The organism is Streptomyces sp. NPDC034084 (assembly GCF_055575535.1).
In genome coordinates this window covers 88,307-108,519 of record NZ_JBVISK010000003.1, presented here as the reverse complement: position 1 = coordinate 108,519, position 20,213 = coordinate 88,307, and the positions used below count along the sequence as shown (strand labels likewise).

Annotated in this window: 17 protein-coding genes and 1 pseudogene; 11 read left to right on the top strand and 7 right to left on the bottom strand. The window is 73.9% G+C overall.

Annotated elements, in window-relative coordinates; genetic code table 11:
* Nucleotides 1-48 precede the first annotated feature (48 nt).
* Nucleotides 49-1,077 carry a maleylpyruvate isomerase N-terminal domain-containing protein gene (locus ACZ51I_RS11495; RefSeq protein ID WP_468874088.1) on the bottom strand — a complete coding sequence of 343 codons (1,029 nt, stop codon included), beginning with the start codon at nucleotides 1,075-1,077 and terminating at the stop codon, nucleotides 49-51.
* Nucleotides 1,078-1,141: 64 nt separating this feature from the next.
* On the opposite strand from ACZ51I_RS11495, the gene ACZ51I_RS11490 reads away from it, so the two are divergent.
* The 3 genes from ACZ51I_RS11490 to mug all read left to right on the top strand — a co-directional run bounded on the left by ACZ51I_RS11490 (nucleotide 1,142) and on the right by mug (nucleotide 4,020).
* Nucleotides 1,142-1,924 (top strand): SGNH/GDSL hydrolase family protein, encoded by a 783-nt coding sequence (locus ACZ51I_RS11490; protein ID WP_468874086.1) that lies wholly within the window; start codon nucleotides 1,142-1,144, stop codon nucleotides 1,922-1,924.
* Nucleotides 1,925-2,023: 99 nt separating this feature from the next.
* Entirely contained in the window at nucleotides 2,024-3,466 is a 1,443-nt protein-coding gene (purB, locus tag ACZ51I_RS11485; RefSeq protein WP_468874083.1) for an adenylosuccinate lyase, read from the top strand.
* Nucleotides 3,467-3,528: 62 nt separating this feature from the next.
* The gene (gene mug, locus ACZ51I_RS11480) at nucleotides 3,529-4,020 is read left to right on the top strand and encodes a G/U mismatch-specific DNA glycosylase (protein ID WP_468874081.1); all 492 of its coding nucleotides are present in this window, start codon (nucleotides 3,529-3,531) and stop codon (nucleotides 4,018-4,020) included.
* On the opposite strand, the gene ACZ51I_RS11475 is transcribed toward mug, so the two are convergent.
* Nucleotides 4,017-4,463: a hypothetical protein gene (locus ACZ51I_RS11475; RefSeq protein WP_468874079.1), complete on the bottom strand. Its 447-nt coding sequence runs from the start codon at nucleotides 4,461-4,463 to the stop codon at nucleotides 4,017-4,019. The two genes, mug and ACZ51I_RS11475, sit on opposite strands and share 4 nt — an antisense overlap.
* A gap of 150 nt (nucleotides 4,464-4,613) precedes the next feature.
* Here ACZ51I_RS11475 and ACZ51I_RS11470 point away from each other — a divergent pair, with 150 nt between their 5' ends.
* Nucleotides 4,614-5,771, top strand: coding sequence for an ROK family transcriptional regulator (locus ACZ51I_RS11470; RefSeq protein WP_468874076.1), 1,158 nt, complete (start codon nucleotides 4,614-4,616; stop codon nucleotides 5,769-5,771).
* A gap of 42 nt (nucleotides 5,772-5,813) precedes the next feature.
* On the opposite strand, the gene ACZ51I_RS11465 is transcribed toward ACZ51I_RS11470, so the two are convergent.
* Together ACZ51I_RS11465 and ACZ51I_RS11460 are read right to left on the bottom strand one after the other, a co-directional pair.
* A complete protein-coding gene (locus ACZ51I_RS11465; RefSeq protein WP_468874074.1) occupies nucleotides 5,814-6,554 on the bottom strand; it encodes a GntR family transcriptional regulator in 741 nt (246 codons plus the stop codon).
* A gap of 260 nt (nucleotides 6,555-6,814) precedes the next feature.
* Nucleotides 6,815-7,714 carry an RNA polymerase sigma-70 factor gene (locus tag ACZ51I_RS11460; protein WP_468874072.1) on the bottom strand — a complete coding sequence of 300 codons (900 nt, stop codon included), beginning with the start codon at nucleotides 7,712-7,714 and terminating at the stop codon, nucleotides 6,815-6,817.
* A gap of 177 nt (nucleotides 7,715-7,891) precedes the next feature.
* On the opposite strand from ACZ51I_RS11460, the gene ACZ51I_RS11455 reads away from it, so the two are divergent.
* The gene (locus tag ACZ51I_RS11455) at nucleotides 7,892-8,722 is read left to right on the top strand and encodes an alpha/beta fold hydrolase (protein WP_468874070.1); all 831 of its coding nucleotides are present in this window, start codon (nucleotides 7,892-7,894) and stop codon (nucleotides 8,720-8,722) included.
* A 507-nt stretch (nucleotides 8,723-9,229) separates the two neighbouring features.
* Here the strand turns inward: ACZ51I_RS11455 and ACZ51I_RS11450 are convergent.
* Nucleotides 9,230-9,634: pseudogene (locus tag ACZ51I_RS11450) on the bottom strand (EamA family transporter); the annotation flags it as partial.
* Between the two features lie 10 nt (nucleotides 9,635-9,644).
* On the bottom strand, nucleotides 9,645-10,664 hold the full coding sequence (locus tag ACZ51I_RS11445; protein WP_468874067.1) for a helix-turn-helix domain-containing protein: 1,020 nt from the start codon (nucleotides 10,662-10,664) through the stop codon (nucleotides 9,645-9,647).
* Nucleotides 10,665-10,771: 107 nt separating this feature from the next.
* On the opposite strand from ACZ51I_RS11445, the gene ACZ51I_RS11440 reads away from it, so the two are divergent.
* The 4 genes from ACZ51I_RS11440 (at nucleotide 10,772) to ACZ51I_RS11425 (ending at nucleotide 16,706) form a co-directional block, all read left to right on the top strand.
* Nucleotides 10,772-11,803, top strand: a complete 1,032-nt coding sequence (locus ACZ51I_RS11440) for a saccharopine dehydrogenase family protein (RefSeq protein WP_468874065.1) — start codon at nucleotides 10,772-10,774, stop codon at nucleotides 11,801-11,803.
* 99 nt (nucleotides 11,804-11,902) lie between these two features.
* Nucleotides 11,903-13,312, top strand: coding sequence for a MocR-like pyridoxine biosynthesis transcription factor PdxR (gene pdxR, locus ACZ51I_RS11435; protein WP_468874063.1), 1,410 nt, complete (start codon nucleotides 11,903-11,905; stop codon nucleotides 13,310-13,312).
* A gap of 179 nt (nucleotides 13,313-13,491) precedes the next feature.
* A complete protein-coding gene (locus ACZ51I_RS11430; protein ID WP_468874061.1) occupies nucleotides 13,492-15,096 on the top strand; it encodes an alkaline phosphatase D family protein in 1,605 nt (534 codons plus the stop codon).
* A gap of 164 nt (nucleotides 15,097-15,260) precedes the next feature.
* The gene (locus tag ACZ51I_RS11425; RefSeq protein WP_468874059.1) at nucleotides 15,261-16,706 is read left to right on the top strand and encodes a GNAT family N-acetyltransferase; all 1,446 of its coding nucleotides are present in this window, start codon (nucleotides 15,261-15,263) and stop codon (nucleotides 16,704-16,706) included.
* Here ACZ51I_RS11425 and ACZ51I_RS11420 read toward each other — a convergent pair.
* A complete protein-coding gene (locus tag ACZ51I_RS11420; RefSeq protein ID WP_468874057.1) occupies nucleotides 16,618-17,844 on the bottom strand; it encodes a trans-sulfuration enzyme family protein in 1,227 nt (408 codons plus the stop codon). The two genes, ACZ51I_RS11425 and ACZ51I_RS11420, sit on opposite strands and share 89 nt — an antisense overlap.
* A gap of 59 nt (nucleotides 17,845-17,903) precedes the next feature.
* On the opposite strand from ACZ51I_RS11420, the gene ACZ51I_RS11415 reads away from it, so the two are divergent.
* Nucleotides 17,904-18,401 carry an Lrp/AsnC family transcriptional regulator gene (locus ACZ51I_RS11415; protein ID WP_468874055.1) on the top strand — a complete coding sequence of 166 codons (498 nt, stop codon included), beginning with the start codon at nucleotides 17,904-17,906 and terminating at the stop codon, nucleotides 18,399-18,401.
* A 49-nt stretch (nucleotides 18,402-18,450) separates the two neighbouring features.
* Nucleotides 18,451-20,154: a DUF885 domain-containing protein gene (locus ACZ51I_RS11410; RefSeq protein ID WP_468874053.1), complete on the top strand. Its 1,704-nt coding sequence runs from the start codon at nucleotides 18,451-18,453 to the stop codon at nucleotides 20,152-20,154.
* The last annotated feature ends 59 nt before the right edge of the window (nucleotides 20,155-20,213 follow it).

Sequence of the window (20,213 nt, the reverse complement as noted above, 5' to 3'; positions counted from 1 at the left end):
CGCGTGAACCGAGGGCCCCCGGGAGCGATCCCGGGGGCCCTCGGCGCGTCAGAGCGCGGTGGCGGCGAGCCAGTCGTCGAGCAGGTCCCGGTCGCCGGTGACGGTGAAGCGCGGGTCGTCGGCCCCGTACCGGCGGTGCAGCAGGAGCAGCAGCTCCCCGGCGTCGGCGACGACGCCGGCGGTCGGCGCGCTCGCCCGGCTCGCGTCGCTCGCGCGGCTCCAGGTGAAACCGCCCCCGCCGAGGGTGAGGCTCCAGACGGCGCCGGTGTCGCGGGCGGTGAGGCGGAGGACGGCGCCGTCGCGGCCGAGGTGGGCGAGCGGTTCGGCGATCCAGGGGATGTACGGGGCGTTCCCGAGGAAGTGGTCGACGGCGTCCGCCGCCGTGCCGGGGTCGACGGGCCCCGCCGTCCCGGCGACGGCGAGTTCGGCGTCGGCGAGGTGGACCACGGTCTCGACGAGCACATGGCGCGGGTAGTGGCGGACGTGCGGGTCGGCGCCGGGCGACCAGACCGGGGCGTCCGGGTCGGTGTCGCGCGCGGTCGCGGCGAACCGCTCGGCGCCCGCGGCGAGCCAGTCGGGGTACGCGGCGGGGTCGGCCGGCGGGTCGAGGGGGACGTCGCGGGCGAGCACCCGGGCGGTGGCCCGGGTCCGTACGAGGTGTTCGGCCCAGCGGTGCATCGTGCCGAGGTGCCGGGTGAGGTCCGCGAGGGTCCAGCCGGGGCAGGTGGGGACGGAGGTCGTGGGGTCGGCGTCGCGGACGGTCGCGGCGAAGCGCAGGGCGGCCTCCAGGGCCGCGTCGCACGCCGCGGCGTGGGTGTCCTCGCCGAGGCCGAAGCCCTCGGAGACCTTGAGGAGCTCCTCGCGCCACGGGCCAGCCGGCTGCCGCAGCGCGGCCTCGCGGAACAGCCGGTCGAGGGCGCGACGGTCGGCGGCGCCGAGTCCGCCCAGGGTGTGCCCGGTGTTCTCCAGCCACTTCACGGCCGTGTCCGGATCGAGAGCCTCGTCGTCGGAGGTCTCGACGGCCGTCACCAGCTCGGCCAGGGCTTCGGCCAGCGTGCTCAGGAGCGCGTCGCTCATCGGGTTTCCCCTCCCGGGTTCTCCACGGCACCCCGCGCATACCGCACGGTATGATCGCTCCGCCATGGAGATCAATGCCACGTACAACAGTCTCGTCGCCGTCGGGGACAGCTTCACCGAGGGTATGTCGGACCTGAAGCCCGACGGCTCCTACCGGGGCTGGGCCGACGTCCTCGCGGGCCGTCTCGCCGCCCGCTCCCCCGGCTTCCGCTACGCCAACCTCGCGGTGCGCGGCAAGCTCATCCGCCAGATCGTCGACGAGCAAGTCGACCTGGCCGCAGGCATGAAGGCCGATGTGGTGACCCTGGTCGGCGGGCTCAACGACACCCTGCGCCCCAAGGTCGACATGGTGCGGGTGCGGGACCTGCTCACCGAGGCAGTGGAACGCCTCACACCCTCCTGCGGGCAGCTCGTCCTCATGCGCAGCCCCGGCCGCAACGGCCCGGTCATGGAGCGCTTCCGTCCCCGCATGGAGGAGCTCTTCGCCCACATCGACACCCTCGCCGCCACCCACGGCGCCCTGGTCGTCGACCTGTACGGGGCGCCGTCGCTCGGCGACCCCCGGCTCTGGGACGTGGACCGGCTCCATCTGACCGCCGACGGGCACCGGCGGGTCGCCGAGGCCGTGTGGCAGGCGCTCGGCCTGGCGCCCGAGGAGGACTGGCGCACGCCGCTGCCGCCGACCGCACCGCCCGGCTGGGCGAGCCGCCGGGTCGCGGACGCGCGCTTCGCCAGGGAGCACCTGGGCCCCTGGATCGGACGGCGTCTGACCGGCCGTTCCTCGGGGGACGGCCGCGCGCCCAAGCGCCCCGAGCTGTTGCCGTACGAGCCCCCGGCCGGCCCGTAGCGCCGGCACCCCCCGCGCGCGCGTGAGCTGCGTCTCGTAGCAAGCTCCACACCGGACCGTGGCGCTGGCCTGCAGAAACCACCAGTAAACTCTGTCCACGTGACTGCTGTGACTGCGAAGCCCCGCATCCCCAACGTTCTGGCCGGCCGCTACGCCTCCGCGGAGCTCGCCGTCCTCTGGTCCCCCGAGCAGAAGGTGAAGCTGGAGCGTCAGCTGTGGCTCGCCGTGCTGCGTGCGCAGAAGGACCTCGGGATCGAGGTTCCGGAGGCCGCCCTCGCCGACTACGAGCGCGTTCTCGACCAGGTCGACCTCGGCTCCATCGCCGAGCGCGAGAAGGTCACCCGGCACGACGTGAAGGCCCGCATCGAGGAGTTCAACGCCCTCGCCGGCCACGAGCACGTCCACAAGGGCATGACCTCGCGCGATCTCACCGAGAACGTCGAGCAGCTGCAGATCCGGCTCTCCCTGGAGCTGATGCGGGACCGCACGGTCGCCGTCCTCGCCCGTCTCGGCAAGCTCTCCGCCGAGTACGCGGAGCTGGTCATGGCCGGCCGCTCGCACAACGTCGCCGCCCAGGCGACCACCCTCGGCAAGCGTTTCGCGACGGCGGCGGACGAGCTGCTCGTGGCCTACGGCCGCCTGGAGGAGCTGCTCGGCCGTTACCCGCTGCGCGGCATCAAGGGCCCGGTGGGCACCGCGCAGGACATGCTGGACCTGCTCGGCGGCGACGCCGGCAAGCTGGCGGACCTGGAGCGCCGGATCGCCGGCCACCTCGGCTTCGCGCACGCCTTCACCTCGGTCGGCCAGGTCTACCCGCGCTCGCTCGACTACGACGTGGTCACCTCCCTCGTGCAGCTGGCCGCTGCGCCGTCGTCGATCGCCAAGACGATCCGCCTGATGGCCGGCCACGAGCTGGTCACCGAGGGCTTCAAGCCCGGCCAGGTCGGCTCCTCGGCGATGCCGCACAAGATGAACACCCGCTCCTGCGAGCGCGTCAACGGCCTCATGGTCATCCTGCGCGGCTACGCCTCGATGACCGGCGAGCTGGCGGGCGACCAGTGGAACGAGGGCGACGTGTCCTGCTCCGTGGTCCGCCGGGTCGCACTGCCCGACGCCTTCTTCGCCCTGGACGGCCTCCTGGAGACCTTCCTCACCGTGCTCGACGAGTTCGGCGCCTTCCCGGCCGTCGTCGCCCGCGAGCTCGACCGCTACCTGCCCTTCCTCGCGACCACGAAGGTCCTCATGGGGGCCGTGCGCGCCGGGGTGGGCCGCGAGGTCGCCCACGAGGCCATCAAGGAGAACGCCGTCGCCTCCGCCCTCGCCATGCGCGAGCAGGGCGCCGAGCGCAACGAGCTCCTCGACAAGCTGGCCGCCGACGAGCGGATCCCGCTGGACCGGGCGCAGCTCGACGAGCTGATGGCGGACAAGCTGTCCTTCACGGGCGCCGCCGCCGACCAGGTCGCGTCGGTGGTCTCCCGCATCGAGGAGATCCTCAAGCAGCACCCGGAGGCCGCCGCCTACACCCCCGGGGCGATCCTCTGACCCGGACTCCCCGGTTCACCCAGCGGGAGCTGGAGGCCGCTCGCGACCGCGTCGTTCCCGACGTGGTGGCGGGCGGCCTTTCCGTCCTCTTCTGCGGGATCAATCCGGGTCTGATGTCGGCGGCGACGGGTCACCACTTCGCCCGCCCCGGCAACCGCTTCTGGCCGGTGCTGCACCTGTCCGGCTTCACCCCGAGGCGGCTGCGGCCGGACGAGCAGGAGGAGCTCCTGGCGTACGGGCTCGGGATCACGAACGTGGTGGCGCGGGCGACCGCGCGGGCCGATGAGCTGAGCCGCGAGGAGTACCGCGAGGGCGGGCGGCTCCTCGCGGCGAAGGTGGAGCGGCTCGCACCGCGCTGGCTCGCGGTCGTCGGCGTCACGGCGTACCGCACGGCCTTCGGGGAGCCGAAGGCCGTGATCGGGCCGCAGGACCGCACGATCGGATCCACCCGGATCTGGGCGCTGCCCAACCCGAGCGGTCTCAACGCCCACTGGACGGCGGCGACGATGGCCGAGGAGTTCGCCCGGCTGCGGGAAGCCGCCCAGCACGCTTAGGGCGTGTCCGGCGGGTCGACCTCGGTGATCACGGCGAGGAGCTGGTACGGCAGCTCCTTGTCCCACTGGGAGACACCGAGGCCCACCCAGCGGCCGTCGGCCCGCCACAGTCTCAGGTCCGTGGTGTGACAGCTGAGGGTGGACCACGGCTCGGGTATCTCCTCGCCGTCCATGCTCCGCTCCAGGAGGGACCAGAGGCTCACCTCCTCGGGCGGGCCCCAGCGGGTGGTGAGCAGGGCGGCGAGCCCGTCGCGCTCCGCCTCGTACTGCTCCTCGACGAGCGGGGCGCGGCTGCCGTCGTCCTCCCAGAAGTCCTCGCTCGTCGCGAGCTCCCCGACATGGAAGCCCGGACCGCTGTCGACGGGTCCGGTCCGCTCCGGTCGCGCCGGGAAGGCCCGGGTGCGGAGTAAGTCGATGGTCGCCAGGTGCCGTGCCGTGGTCATGGGACCAGTAAAGCGGCCGGCACCGACAGTTGGCGTTCCGTCAGGCGGCCGGGAGCGATCGGCCCAGGTCCGCGTGGGGGCGGCGCTCGCCGCGGCCGGACCCATTGAGTACCATCCGCCGGAGAGGTGCACGAGCGGGGAGGACACACTGTGGGGCGGCTGACCGGCGGGGATCCGTCTCTGCTGCGGCGGATCAACTCCGCGGTGGTACTCCATGCGCTGCGGGGCGCCGACGCGCCCACGCTCACGGATCTGACCCGGATCACGGGCCTGTCACGGCCCACGGTCGAGGGGGTCGTCGAGGGCCTCATGGAGGCCGGTCTCGTCGTCGAGGCGGCGCCCGAGGAGGGCGAGGCACGGCGGCAGGGACGTCCGGCACGGAGGTTCCGCTTCCGCGCGGAGGCCGGTCATCTGCTCGGCATCGAGATCGGCCCGCACCGCGTGGCCGCCCTGCTCTCCGGTCTGGACGGGCGGATCATCGGCGCCGGGTCCCGCGAGGTGTCGGAGACGGCGCCCGAGGACGAGCGCCTGGACCGGGTGCGTACGGTCGTGGCCGACGTGCTGCGCAGGGCCGGGGTGGCCCGGTCGAATCTGCGGGCCGTCGGCGTCGGCACGCCCGGCATCGTGGAGGCCGACGGCACCGTGCGCCTGGGCACGGCGCTGCCCGGCTGGACGGGCCTCGCGCTCGGCGAGCGGCTGCGCCGCTCCTTCCGCTGCCCGGTGATCGTGGAGAACGACGCCAACGCGGCGGCCGTCGCCGAGCACTGGAAGGGCGCCGCGACCGATTCCGACGACATCGTCTTCGTCCTCGCCGGTCTGAGCCCCGGCGCCGGTTCGCTGATCGGCGGCCGGCTCCACCGCGGCTTCGGCGGGGCGGCCGGGGAGATCGGCGCCCTGCACCTGCTCGGGCGGGGCGTCACGCCCGAACATCTCCTGTCGACCACGGACGAGCCGCTGCACCCGCTGGACGAGCAGGCGGTCGCCGAGGTCTTCGCGCTGGCCCGCAAGGGCGAGGCAGGCGCGCAGGCGGCGGTGGAGCGCTTCATCCAGCGGCTCGTGCACGACGTGGCGGCCCTGGTCCTCGCCATCGATCCCGAGCTGGTGGTCGTCGGCGGCTGGGCGGCCGGACTCGACGGGGTGCTCCAGCCGCTCCGCGAGGAACTGGCGCGGTTCTGCCTGCGCCCGCCCCGGGTGGTGCTGTCCCTGCTCGGCGAGGCCGCGGTGGGCACGGGCGCCCTGCGGCTCGCCCTGGACCACGTCGAGGAACAGCTCTTCGCCGTCGAGGCCACGGTCACGGCCCGCCGCTAGGAGTCGCGACGGGCCGCCTCCTGCTGTGCGGGGTACGGGGCTCTACGAGGCCATGACCAGGTCGACCGAGTCGCCGAAGGTGAGGCGGCAGGTGTCGGCGCGGTAGGTGGCCACGGAGACGGCGGCGGTACGACCGCCGGAGAGGTAACGGGTCGTCACGACGAGGACCGGCGCGCCCGGCAGCCGGTCGAGCTCCTTGGCGTCGTCGGCGCGGGCGGAGCCGAGTTCCACGGCGCGGTCCTGGCCGTCGAGGGCGAGGTGCTGGAGCTCCCGGAGTACGGCGCGGGCGCGGGCGGGGCCGGCGGGCGCGTCGATGGCCGTGAGGTCCGGGACGGAAGCGGCCGGCACGTAGAGCAGCTCGGCCGCGACCGGCTGGCCCTGGCTGATCCGCAGACGGCGGACGATGTGCACCTGCTCGTCGGTGCCGGTCTCCAGGACGCGGGCGACGGCGGCCGGGGCCACGCCGGCCGTGGAGTCCTGGGGCTGCCAGGCGTCGTCCCCGACACCCGGCCAGGCCTGCTGGCTGGTGGAGACGTCGACGCCGACACGCGGCGGGGCGACGGTGGTGCCGACGCCGCGGCGGCGCTGCAGGCGCCCTTCCAGCTCCAGCTGCTCCAGGGCCTGGCGGAGTGTGGCACGGGCGACGCCGAAGCGTGCCGCGAGCTCGCGCTCGTTGGGAAGGATCTCCCCGACGGCGAAGTCCGTGTCGAGCGCTTCGCCGATCACTGTCTTGAGGTGCTGGTACTTCGGCTCCGGTACCGATGCCAGCTGCGTGGTCCCCACCCTGATCCTCCGCAATTCGCCGTGTCCCGCGGCGGTTTTTCCGCGCCCTTGTTTATTAAAGGTTCCTGCACTAACTCTGCGACGATAAGGCGAGCCACCCCCTTGGTCAAGACCAATCCTCCGTCGGACGCTCCCGAATGTGACCCTCTGACCTAGATCGTTCACAGGACGTTCGCGCCCTGGTGAGACCCGCGCAGCAAAACGCCCCGCCTCCTGGGAGGGAAGGCGGGGCGGGTTCCGGCGGAGGGGTGCGATCGCGGTCAGGCGTCGGCGAGGTCGGCGAGGCCCTGGAGCTTGTCGGGGTTGCGGATGATGTGGACGCACTGGACCAGACCGTCGCGCACCTCGATCTGGAAGACCGTCTCGGGCTGCCCGTCGGCGAGGACGAGGACGGCCGGAGCGCCGTTGAGCTCCAGGAAGCGCACCTCGTACCCGGCCCACGAGTCCCGGGCGACGGCGGCGAGGAAGCGGCCGACCTTGTCGGCGCTCTCGATGATCCGCAGCGGCGCCTTGGACTTGCCGCCGCTGTCGCCGACGAGCCGCACGTCCGGGGCGAGGAGCGCGAGGAGTTGCCCGAGATCGCCGCCGGCGGCGGCGGAGAGGAAGCGCTCGGTGAGGTCCCGCCGCTCGGCCGGGTCGACGTCGTAGCGCGGCCTGCGCTCGTCGACGTGGCGCCGGGCCCGCCCGGCGAGCTGGCGTACGGCCGCCTCGGAGCGGTCGAGGGCGGTGGCGATCTCCCCGTACGGGAAGCCGAAGGCCTCGCGCAGCACGAAGACGGCCCGCTCCAGCGGGGAGAGGGATTCGAGCACGACGAGGACCGCGAGCGAGACGGAGTCGGCGAGCAGCGCCCGCTCGGCGCTGTCGGGGGCCGCGGGTCCGAAGTCGGTGACGAGGGGCTCGGGGAGCCAGGGCCCGACATAGGACTCGCGTCGCGTCTGCGCCTGGCGGAGCCGGTCGATGGCGAGCCGCGCGGTGATCCGTACGAGGAAGGCGCGCGGCTCGCGGACGGCCTCCCGGTCCGCGGCGGTCCAGCGCAGCCAGGCCTCCTGGACGACGTCCTCGGCGTCGGCGGTGCGGCCGAGCATCCGGTAGGCGACGCCGAGGAGCATCGGACGGTGCTCCTCGAAGAGTTCGGTGAGGGTGTCGGTGTCGGTGGGCACCCCTCCATCCCAGCCCACGCCACCGGCCCTGTCCAGTTTCCGGCTTCCGTCTTGAACTCCCGGCTACTGAGCGGTAATTCTTACTGACGGGACGTCTAAAAGGTGACGTCCGCCGGTGTCCTGACCCTTGCCGGGGTTCTGCCCCTGCCGGGGTTCACGAGGAAGCGAGGAGCTCGCATGCCCGCACGGATCGCGTTCACGATCGAGACCCCGGCGGGCCCCCGCACGACGTCCCTGACGTACGAGCGGCGGGGCGCGGGCGAGCCCCTGCTGCTGCTCCACGGCATCGGGCACCATTGGCAGGCCTGGGAACCCGTCCTGGACATCCTCGCCGCCGAGCGGGACGTGATCGCCGCCGACCTGCCCGGTTTCGGGGCCTCCGAGGGGCTGCCGGACGGCGTCCCCTACGGCATCCCCACCGTCGTCCACGTGCTCGACGCCTTCTGCGAGGCGGTCGGCTTCGACCGGCCGCACGTGGCGGGGAACTCCCTGGGCGGGCTGCTCGCCCTGGAACTCGGCCGGGAGAAGCTGGTCCGCTCGGTCACCGCCCTCTCCCCCGCCGGCTTCTGGTCGGAGGGCGAGCGGCGGTACGCGTTCGGCACGCTGCAGGCCATGCGGGGCGCCGCTCTGTCGTTGCCCCGGCCCGTGATCGAGCGCCTCTCCCGCACGGCCGCCGGGCGCACCGCGCTGACCAGCACCATCTACGCGCGGCCGGGCCGCCGGTCACCCGAGGCCGTCGTCGCCGAGACGCTCGCGCTGCGCGCGGCCACCGGCTTCCACCAGACCCTGGCCGCGGGCCGGACCGCCCTCTTCCGCGACGACATCCCCTCGGTGCCCGTCACCATCGCCTGGGGCAGCCGCGACCGGCTGCTGCTGCGCCGCCAGGGCGTCCGCGCCAAGCAGACCCTGCCCGCCGCGCGCCTGATCCGGCTGCCCGGCTGCGGCCATGTGCCGATGAACGACGACCCGGCTCTGGTCGCGCGCGTCATCCTGGACGGCAGCCGCTGAGCCGGTCCGGGGTGCTCGCACGGGCGGGGCCGGCCGGGCCGGCCGTGCGAACAGGCCGGTGCCCAGGGCGGCGCCGGCGCCCACGAGGAGGCTGCCGGCCGCCTGCGGGAGGCCGAACACGGCACCTCCGACCAGGGCCGCGCTCAGAGCCGCGGCGATCGGGATGGCCCCGGTATAGAGAGTGGCCCTCTCCATACCGACCCGCTGGACGCCCATGTAGAAGAGGACGAAACCCACGACCGTGGCCAGAGCCGCCTGCCAGACCAGCGCCCCCGTCTCCACCGCCGTGGGCACCCGTACGAACCCGGCGCCGTCCACGACCAGGCCGATGAGCGCCGCCTCGGCCGCGCCGATTCCGCACACGGTGGCCGTCAGGAGCTTCGGCCCGAGCAGGCGCAGCACCGGCACGGCGAGGACCGTGAAGCCCACCTCGCCCCCGAGCGCAGCCGCCGACCAGCCGATCCCCGCCAGGTCCGTACGCCCCCAGCCCTGCACGGTGAAGGCGCCGGCGGCGACGAGCAGCGCCCCGTACAGCACGGCGGGGGCGGGCCTGCGGCCCTCGGTCAGCGGGACCAGGACGGCGACGACGACCGGGGCGCAGCCGACCAGGACTCCGGGGACGGCGGGCTCGGCGGTCCGTTCGGCGGCGAGGATCGCGAGGTTGAAGCCGACCATGCCGACGGCCGCGAGGGCGGCCAGCCGCAGCCAGTGACGGGTGGTCAGGAGCCGCAGCGGGGTGAGGCCGCCACGGCCGAGCAGTGGAAGGAGGAGCAGGCAGGCGGCTCCGTAGCGGAGCGCCTGCCCACCCGCGTACGGGTAGGCGCCGAGCAGACTGTTGGCGGTGAAGGAGGCGCCGACGAGGGCGTAGGCGAGGGTCACGAGGAGGACCCCGCGCAGGGCGTTCGCGTTCATGCCTCCGACGCTAGGAGCCCGCGCGGCCCCCGTTGAGGTCCACTTCCGTCGCGCCATCGGGGACCACTTCCCGGTGGCCCGGCTCTCCGCCGGTCCGGGAGCGGAAGGTGCGGCGGTATGTGTCCGGGGGCACGCCGACGGTGCGGTTGAAGTGCCGGCGGAGCGTCGTGGCGGTGCCCATGCCGGTCGCCTCCGCGATGGCGTCGATGCTGTCGTCGCCTGCCTCCAGGAGCTCCTGGGCGCGGCGGATCCGCTGGGTGAGCAGCCATTGCAGCGGGGTGGTGCCGGTCGCCGCCCGGAAGTGGCGGCCCAGGTGGCGCGAGCTCATGCGCGCCTGGCGGGCCAGATCCTCCACGGTCAGCGGCTCACCGAGACGTTCGACGGCCCACGGCAGCAGGTCGGTGAGCGGGTGGTCCTCCCGGGTGGGCACGGGGGCGGTGACGAACTGCGCCTGGCCGCCGTCCCGGTGCGGGGGCACGACCAGGCGGCGGGCGACGGTGTTGGCGATCGCCGAGCCGTGGTCGAGGCGGACGAGGTGCAGGCAGAGGTCCATCGCGGCGGCCTTGCCGGCGGAGGTGAGCACCCGGCCGTCGTCCACGTACAGCACGTCCGGATCGACCTCCACCCGCGGATGGCGCCGGGCCAGGGCCTCGGTGTGCGCCCAGTGCGTCGTGGCCCGCCGGCCGTCGAGCAGGCCGGCGGCGGCCAGGACGAACGCGCCCGTGCACAGCGAGGCCACGCGCGCGCCGGCGTCGTGGGCCGCGCGCACCGCGTCCACCAGGTCGGCCGGCGGTTCCACGTCGACGTCGGCCCAGCCGGGGACGATCACCGTGTCCGCGTACGGAAGCCGGTCGAGCCCGTGGTCGGGCTCCAGGCGGAACCGCTCGACCGGCACGGGGCCGGGTCCGCAGACGGTCATGTCGTACCAGGGGACGGTGACGGCGTCCGGGCGCGAACCGAACACCTCGTACGCGAGGGAGAGTTCGAAGTGCAGCATTCCCTCGGTGACGGCCAGCGCGAGCGTACCCATGTCCGGAATTGTACGTGCCATGTCGTTCCGGACACTCGCGGCCGCAGCCATCCATCGTCAGGATGGGGTTAGTTGAACTTTCGATTACTGAGACAGCGGGAGACGTCATGGAATCCGGTCAGACGGTCGTGGTGTTCGGCGCCTACGGTCACACGGGGCGCTTCGTGGTGGCGGAGCTGCTCGAGCGGGGGTTCGTCCCGGTGCTCTCCGGCCGCGACGCCGGCAAGCTGCGGACGCTCGCCGCGTCCCACGAGGGGCTCGACGTCCGACCGGCGTCGGTCGACGACCCGGCCTCCCTCGACCGCGCGCTGGCCGGCGCGGCGGCCGTCGTCAACTGCGCCGGGCCCTTCGCCGTCACCGGCGGGCCGGTGATCGAGGCCGCCCTGCGCGCCGGGATCCCGTACGTGGACGTGGCGGCCGAGATCGAGGCCAGCGCCGACACCTTCGCCCGCTTCGCCGACCGGGCCCGCGCCGCGGGGACGGTGGTCGTCCCCGCGATGGCCTTCTACGGCGGGCTCGGCGACCTGCTCGCCACCACGGCGATGGGCGACTGGACGGCGGCCGACGAGGTGCACGTCGCGTACGGGCTGAGCAGCTGGCACCCCACGGCGGGAACCCTCGCGGCGGGCAAGGTCTCCCGGGAGCGGCGCGACGGCCGGCACGTCCGCTACAGCGGCGGACGGCTGGAGTACCACGACGACGCGTTCTCCGTCCTGGAGTGGCCCTTCCCCGCGCCCATGGGCACCCGGCCCGTCATCGGCGAGTTCACGATGGCCGACGTGGTGACCGTCCCCAGCCATCTGAAGGTCCCCGAGGTACGCACGTACATGGCTGTCGACGCCGCACAGGACCTGTCGGCGCCCGACCCGTCGGCACCGGCGGCGGTCGACGAGCGCGGCCGGTCCGCGCAGACCTTCCTCGTGGACGTCGTGGTGCGCTCCGGGGGCGCGGAGCGCCGGGCCGTCGCCGCAGGCCAGGACATCTACGCCGTCACCGCGCCGCTCGCGGTGGAGGCCGTCGACCGGATCCTCACCGGCCGGACCCGGACGACCGGCGTCGCCTCGGCCGGTGAGATGTTCGACGCGCCCGACTTCCTGCGCGCGCTGTCGGCGCACCTTTCCCTGGAGGTGCGGAACTGAGTGACGTGCGCCCCCGACGGGGCCAGGATCATGGGCCACGGGGCTCGGTCGGGACGGGCCGGGAAACCCCGGGCGGGGCGGCGAGAGGGGTCACGTGACATGAGGAGCGAGGGGCAGGCGGCCTGGGAGCTGCTGTTGCCGGCCGCCGGTGCTCCGGCGCGGCGGCGGGGGCGGGCGCTGCAGGAGGCGCTGCGGGAGGCGGTGCGCTCGGGCCGGCTCGCGGCCGGGACGCGACTGCCGTCGACCCGCGCGCTCGCGGCCGACCTCGGCGTCTCGCGGGGGCTCGTCACCGAGGCGTACGAACAGCTGACGGCCGAGGGGTACCTGCGCAGCGACCGGGGGGCGGGGACCTGGGTGGGCGGGGCGGCCCGGGCGGCCGTGCGCGGGGCCCGTGACCTGGCCGCCGGGTCGCCCGGGGTGCGGGTGGACTTCCGGCCGGGGACCCCGGACCTGTCGCTGTTCCCGAGGAGCGCGTGGGCGGCGGCGCAGAGGTCCGTGCTCGCGCGGCTCCCCCACCCGTCGCTCGGCTATCCCGATCCGCGCGGGCTCCCGGGACTGCGCGAGGCGCTGGCCGCGATGCTGGCGCGGCGGCGGGGTGTGGTGGCCGATCCGGAGCGGCTCGTGGTCTGTTCGGGCGTGGCGCAGGCGTCGACGCTCCTCGGTTTCGTCCTGCGCGCGCGGGGCCTGCGCCAGGTCGGGATCGAGGACCCCGGCAGCCCGGAGCACGGGCGGCTGTTCGCCGCGACCGGCATGGAGACCGTCTGGCTGCCGCTGGACGAGGAGGGGCTCCGGCCGGGGCCGCTCGCCGACTCGGGGATACGGGCGGTGGTCGTGACGCCCTCGCACCAGTTCCCGTCCGGCATCAGCTGGTCGGCGGAGCGCCGGGCCGCGCTCCTCGACTGGGCGCGCGCGGTGGACGGATACGTCCTGGAGGACGACTACGACGGCGACTTCCGCTACGACCGCGCCCCCGTCGGCGCGCTCCAGGGACTCGACCCCGAGCGGGTCGTCTACGCCGGATCGGTCAGCAAGTCGCTCGCCCCGGGACTGCGGCTCGGCTGGATGCTCGTCCCGGAGGCCCTGCTCGACGAGGTCGTCGAACGCAAGCGGACGATGGACCTCGGCAATCCCGTACTCGACCAGGCGGTCCTCGCGGAGTTCGTGACCGGGGGCGGGTACGACCGGCAGCTGCGCCGCTGTCAGCGCGCCTACCGGGAGCGGCGGGACGCGCTGCTCGCCGCGCTCGCGGAGCACCTGCCGGGCACCCGGGTGAGCGGGATCGCGGCCGGACTGCACGTCATCGCGCGGGTACCGGCGCGGTTCGGGCCTCCGGAGCGGTTCCTGGCGCGGGCGGCGGAGGCCGGGGTGGCGGTGCGGGCGCTGGAGGAGTACGGCACCGCCCGGCCCGGGGACGGGGACGTACGGCTCGTCATCGGGTACGCGCACCTGCCCGCCACGGCGGTGACGACGGGGATCCGGCTCGTGGCGGAGGCGTTCGGCCGGGAGTGACCCGGGCCGCGCGGTCGGTCGAAGGGTGATCTGTTCACGCGGGGTTCGTGTGGGCGCCGCCCCCGGCCGTTAGGCATGGGTCGGCGCTTCCGGCCGTCGGCATGGGCGGCCACCGTCCCGCCCCGCCCGCGACCGGAAACGACCGGAAACGACCAACGAAGACCCCCGGAGGCCCTTTCATGTCCCTTCCCGCGCTCGGTCCTTCCCCGTCCCCCGCCCCCTCCCCCGCCCGGCGCACCGTCCTGCGCGGCTCGCTGGCCGCGTCGGCGGCGCTCACCCTCGGCGGCACCGGCCTCGCCGCCCCGGCGTTCGCGCTCTCGGGCCGCCCCCGGGCCGAGTGGGGTGTGCAGGCGGGTGACGTCACGGCCTCCTCCGGTCTGGTGTGGGTGCGTGCGGACCGGCCGGCGCGGATGGTCGTGGAGACCTCGGCGACCGAGTCGTTCCGGCACGCGCGCCGCCACTTCGGGCCGCTGATCGGCGCGGGCACGGACTTCACCGGTACGACCGCCCTGCGCGGTCTGCCGGCGGGCGAGCAGATCCACTACCGGGTCACTCTCGTCGACCCGGACGATCCGCGCCGGGCGGGCGAGCCCGTCCTCGGCACCTTCCGCACGGCTCCGGACCGGCGGCGCGACGGGGTCCGCTTCCTGTGGTCCGGCGACATCGCGGGGCAGGGCTGGGGCATCAACCCCGACATCGGGGGCTTCCGCGCGTACGAGGAGATGCGGCGGCTCGACCCGGACTTCTTCCTGTGCAGCGGTGACACGATCTACGCCGACGGGGTGATCCAGCCCAGCGTGACCCTGCCGGACGGGCGGATCTGGCGGAACGTCACGACGCCGGAGAAGGCCAAGGTCGCCGAGACCCTCGACGAGTACCGGGGGAACTTCCGGTACAACCTCCTCGACCACAACGTGCGGGCCTTCAACGCGCAGGTGCCGTCGGTGGTGCAGTGGGACGACCACGAGGTGCGGAACAACTGGTACCCGGGGCAGATCCTGGACGATCCCCGCTACACGGAGAAGGACGTGGACGTCCTCGCGGCCCGCGCCTCCCGGGCGTTCGGCGAGTACTTCCCCGTCTCCTCGCTGCACGCGCGCGGTGACGGGCGCGAGGGGCGGATGCACCGGGTGGTGCGGTACGGGCCGCTGCTCGACGTGTTCGTGCTCGACATGCGCTCGTACCGGAACGCCAACTCGCCCGGCCGGCAGACCGACGACTCCACCGGCATCCTCGGCGCCGGGCAGCTGGCGTGGCTCAAGCGGGAGCTCGCCGCGTCCAGGGCCGTGTGGAAGGTGCTCGCGGCGGACATGCCGATCGGTCTGGTCGTCCCGGACGGCGCGGCGAACTTCGAGGCGATCGCGCAGGGCGACCCGGGGGCGCCGCTGGGCCGGGAACTCCAGATCGCGGAACTGCTGCGGTTCGTGAAGCACCGGCGGATCACCGGCACGGTGTGGCTGACGGCGGACGTCCACCACACCTCGGCGCAGCACTACGCGCCGGAGCGGGCGGCCTTCCAGGACTTCGCGCCCTTCTGGGAGTTCGTGTCCGGTCCGCTGGCGGCGGGCGGTTTCCCGGCGAGCGCGCTCGACGCCACGTTCGGTCCGGAGCGGGTCTTCGTGCGGGCACCGGAGCGGGCCAACCTGTCGCCGATGGAGAGCCCGCAGTACTTCGGTGAGGTCGACATCGACGGCCACAGCGGGGAGCTGACGGTACGGCTGCGGGCCGAGGGCGGGACGGTACTGTTCAGCAGGGTGCTCCAGCCTGGCATGGTCGGGCAGTAGCGCCGTGGTGCAGGCCGGACGCCTTCTGAGCTCAGTGCGCCAGAGGACCGATCGGTCTTTGACAAAACCGGTCCGAATCGGCCTTTAAGCCTCCAGATCGGCACTTAACCCGTCAGTCACAAAGCGTTCGTGATCGCGCAACACCGCTGGGTCACAGTGAAGCCATGACCGATGTGACGTCTTCGAAGAGTGCCCGCCGCCCGCACCACTGGCGGCACGACCTGATCGAGCTCGCCGCCCTGTTCACCGCCGTGGTGGTGGCCGACACGATCGCCAAGACCGTCGTCAAGGGCCCCGACGGTCCCCACCTGCTGGTCTTCTCCGCGATCGCGCTGGTCGCCACCGCCGCGTTCCACACCTGGTGGGCGCGGAGGCACAGTCATGCCGGCCATGCCCCGCCCGCCGGTGACACCGGCGGGCGCCCCACCAAGGAGCCGGCGCCCGAGACCGCACCCGCGCGGAGCGAGGCCGAGGAGGAGTCCGCTCCGCCCGCCGAGACGACGCTCTGGCGGATGCGGACCACGGTCGCGGACACGCCGGGCAGTCTCGCCGCGCTGTGCACGGCCCTCGCCCGCCTGGGCGTGGACATCCTCACCCTCCAGACCCATCCGCTCGCCGACGGCACGGTCGACGAATTCCTGCTGCGCGCTCCCGCCGAGCTCTCCGCCCAGGCCCTCGCCCGCGAGACGGCGGCGGCCGGCGGCCGCGACACCTGGACCGAGCGGGCCGACGCCCATGACCTGGTCGACACCCCCACGCGGGTCCTCGGCCTCGCCACCCGTACCGCGCTCGACGCGGCCGAACTCCCCCTGGCGCTGCGCCAGCTCCTCGGCCGCTGCACCCTCCATTCCGTGCCCGCCGTCTCGCTCACCGGCCGCCCCACCGGCGAACAGGCCCCGGTCGAGGGCGTCCTGGAGGAGACGGTGATGCGGCTGCGCGACCCGCGCGGCGGCACGCTCATCATCGAGCGGCCCCATCTGCCCTTCACCCCCACCGAGTTCGCCCGCGCCCGCGCCCTGGTCGAGCTCGACGCCCGGCTCGGCCCCCGCGTCCCGCGCAGCCAGGACGTGCTGACCCTGCCCGAGGGCAACGAGATCACCGTCCGCCGCGCCGACCAGCGCGACCTGGCCGCCGCGCGCGCCATGCACGACCGCTGCTCGGCCCGCACCCTGGGCCTGCGCTACCACGGGCCGGTCGGCGACGCCGACCGCTACCTCGACCACCTGCTCAGCCCCCGCTTCGGCCGGACCCTCGCCGTGCAGACGACCTCCGGCCGTCTCGTCGCCCTCGGCCACCTGCTGTGGGACGGCGACGAGACGGAGGTCGCCCTCCTCGTCGAGGACGACTGGCAGCGGCGCGGCATCGGCTCCGAGCTCCTCGGCCGCCTCGTGGCGATGGCCGAGGAGACCGGCTGCGACAGCGTGTACGCCGTGACGCAGTCCTCCAACACCGGGATGGTGGCCGCGATGCGGGCGCTGAACCTCCCTCTGGACTACCAGATCGAGGAAGGCACCCTGGTGATCACAGCCCGGCTGGCCTCGGCACCGCGACCGGACGCCCGGGCGCGGCAGGAGCAGCCGCACGAAGGGGCCCGGCGGGCGGAGCGCTGAGCGCCTGGGTGAGATCGCGCCAGAGGTCCTCGACGTCCTCCAGACCGACCGACATCCGGAGCAGCCGGTCGCTGACGCCCGCGGAGCGCCGGTCTCCCTCAGCCACGATCCGGTGGCTGATGGAGGCCGGGTGCTGGATGAGGGTGTCGACGCTGCCGAGGCTGACCGCCGGGGTGATGAGCCGTACCCCGGCGATCACGTCGTGCGGATCGCCGTACACCTCGAAGGCGATCATCGCGCCGCCGATCCGCGGGTAGTGGACGCGGGCGATCCGGGGGTCGGTGGCGAGTCGCCGGACCAGTTCCGCGGCCGTCGAGGACGCCGCCCTGACCCGTACCGGGAGGGTGGAGAGACCGCGCAGCAGCAGGTAGCCGGCGAGCGGGTGGAGCACCCCGCCGGTGGCGAAGCGGACCTGCCGGAGCGTACGGGCGAACTCCTCGTCGCAGGCGACGACCCCGCCCATGACGTCGCCGTGACCGCCCAGGTACTTGGTCGCGCTGTGCAGCACGATGCGCGCGCCCTGCTCGACGGGGCGCTGGAGCACCGGCGTGGCGAAGGTGTTGTCGACGAGCAGCGGGACGGAACCGCAGGAGTGGGCGATGGCCCGGATGTCCGCCTCGGCGAGGGTCGGGTTGGCGGGCGACTCGACCATGACGAGGCCGGTGTCGGGCCGGATGGCGTCGGCGATGCCCGCCGGGTCGGTCCAGGTCACCTCGGTGCCGAGCAGCCCGCCGTCGAGGAGGTGGTCGCTGCAGCCGTACAGCGGGCGGACCGCGACGACATGCCGCAGGCCCTGGCTCGCCCGGGCGAGGAGCACGGCGGTCAGGGCGGCCATGCCACTGGCGAAGGCGACGGCGGCCTCGGCGCCCTCCAGGCGGGCGAGGGCCTCCTCGAACCGGGCCACGGTCGGGTTGTCGAGCCGCGCGTAGACGGGCGGCCCGTCGAGCCGGGCGCCGGTGGTGGCGAACTCGTCGATCCGGGCGGCCTCGGCCCGGGCGTCGTACGAGGGGTAGGTGGTGGACAGGTCGAGCGGCGGGGCGTGCAGCCCGAGTCCGGCGAGGTCTTCGCGGCCGGCGTGCACGGCTTCGGTGGCGAGGGCCCTCGGGGTGGCCGAGGGGCCGTGGTCCATGACGTCCATGGCCGCACTGTGAACGGATACCGGGAAGTAGCGGGAAATCGCCGTGCTACGTTCGCCGAATGGCCGATTCTGTCGTACTGGACGCGGTCGATCTGCACATTCTTCGCCTCCTGCAGAACGACGCCCGGAGCACCTACCGCGAACTCGCCGCCGAGGTCGGCGTCGCACCCTCCACCTGCCTCGACCGGGTGGCGCGGCTGCGCCGCACAGGCGTGATCCTCGGACACCAGCTACGAGTGGATCCGGCCAAACTCGGGCGGGGGCTGGAAGCGCTGCTTCTCGTCCAGGTCCGCCCCCACCGGCGTGAACTGATCGGTCCGTTCGTCGACCGGATCCGGGCCCTTCCCGAGTCGCGGGCGCTGTTCCACCTCACGGGCCCCGACGACTACCTGGTGCACGTGGCGGTGGCGGACCCCGCCGACCTGCAGCGTCTCGTCCTCGACGAGTTCACCTCGCGCCGCGAGGTGGCCCGCGTCGAGACCCGGCTGATCTTCCAGGAATGGGAGTGCGGGCCTCTTCTGCCGCCCTCCCCCGGCCCTTCCTTGTCAGCCGACTGAGGCCGGACGAGGGTGACGCGGGCCCGCCGGAGACGCCAGGATGGCCCCCATGCCAGACACTTCCAGCAGCCAGCTGCCCCGCCAGGTCGCCGACGACCACGTCGACGCACTCATCGCCCTCGACCCGATCACCGGTACGTACCTGGGAGTCAAGGAGAGCGCCGGACGGCTGCCGGACTTCTCACCCGCCGGGCAGCGGGCGGTGGCCGACCTCGCCCGCCGCACCCTCGCCAGGCTCGACGAGGCCGAGCGGGCGCCGGGCGCGGACAGCGACGCCGAGCGCCGGTGCGCCCGGCTGCTGCGGGAGCGGCTGACGGCGGAGCTCGCCATGCACGAGGCCGAGGAGAACCTCCGTACGGTCAGCAACATGCGCTCGCCCGCGCACAGCGTCCGCATCGTGTTCACCGTGATGCCGACGGAGACCGAGGAGGACTGGGCGGCGGTCGCATCCCGGCTGCGCGCGGTCCCGGGCGCGCTCGACGGCTACCGGTCCGCGCTCGCACTGGGCCTGGAGCGCAAGCTCTTCGGCGGGCCGCGCCCCACCGCCACCTTCATCGAGCAGCTCACCGAGTGGGCGGGCGGGGAGAGCGGGAAGCCCGGCTGGTTCGAGGAGTTCGCCGCCGCCGGCCCCGCCACGCTCCCGACGGAGCTGAGGGCCGAGCTGGCCGCTGCCGCGAAGGGCGCCACCGCGGCCGTCGAGACGCTGCGGGACTGGATGCGGGACGTGTACGCGCCGGCCGTCGCCGACGCGCCGGACACGGTGGGCCGCGAGCGCTACCAGCGCTGGACCCGCTTCTTCAACGGCACCGACCTGGACCTCGACCAGGCGTACGCCTACGGCTGGACCGAGTACCACCGGCTCCTGGGCGAGATGCGGACCGAGGCCGAGCGGATCCTGCCGGGCGCGGGCCCCTGGGAGGCACTCGCCCACCTCGACGAGCACGGCACCCACATCGAGGGCGTCGAGGAGGTGCGGATCTGGCTCCAGCAGCTCATGGACGAGGCCATCGAGGCGCTCGACGGCACCCATTTCGAACTCGCGGGGCGCGTACGGCGGGTGGAGTCACGCATCGCTCCGCCGGGCGGCGCCGCCGCCCCGTACTACACCGGCCCGTCCGAGGACTTCACGCGCCCCGGCCGCACCTGGCTGCCGGTGGACGGCACGACCCGCTTCCCGGTGTACGACCTGGTGTCGACGTGGTACCACGAGGGCGTGCCCGGCCATCATCTGCAGATCGCGCAGTGGGTGCACGTCGCCGACCGGCTCTCCCGCTACCAGGCGACCATCGGCAAGGTCAGCGCCAACGTGGAGGGCTGGGCGCTGTACGCGGAGCGCCTCATGGACGAACTGGGCTTCCTGCCCGACGCGGAGCGGCGCCTCGGCTACCTCGACGGCCAGATGATGCGCGCGTGCCGGGTGATCGTGGACATCGGCATGCACCTCGGTCTGGAGATCCCCGCGGACTCGCCCTTCCATCCGGGCGAGCGGTGGACGCCGGAGCTCGCCCAGGAGTTCTTCCAGCTGCACAGCAGCCGCCCGCCGTCCTTCGTGGAGAGCGAGATGACCCGCTACCTGTCGATGCCCGGCCAGGCGATCGGCTACAAGCTGGGCGAGCGCGCGTGGCTGCTCGGCCGGGCCAACGCGCGGGCCGCGCACGGCGAGGCGTTCGACGCGAAGGCCTGGCACATGGCGGCCCTCTCCCAGGGCCCGCTGGGCCTGGACGACCTGGTGGACGAGATCTCCCGCCTCTGAGCGTCTCCCCCGCCGGGAATCCCCGGTCGATCGCTTGATCGACCGGGGATTCCCGTGCA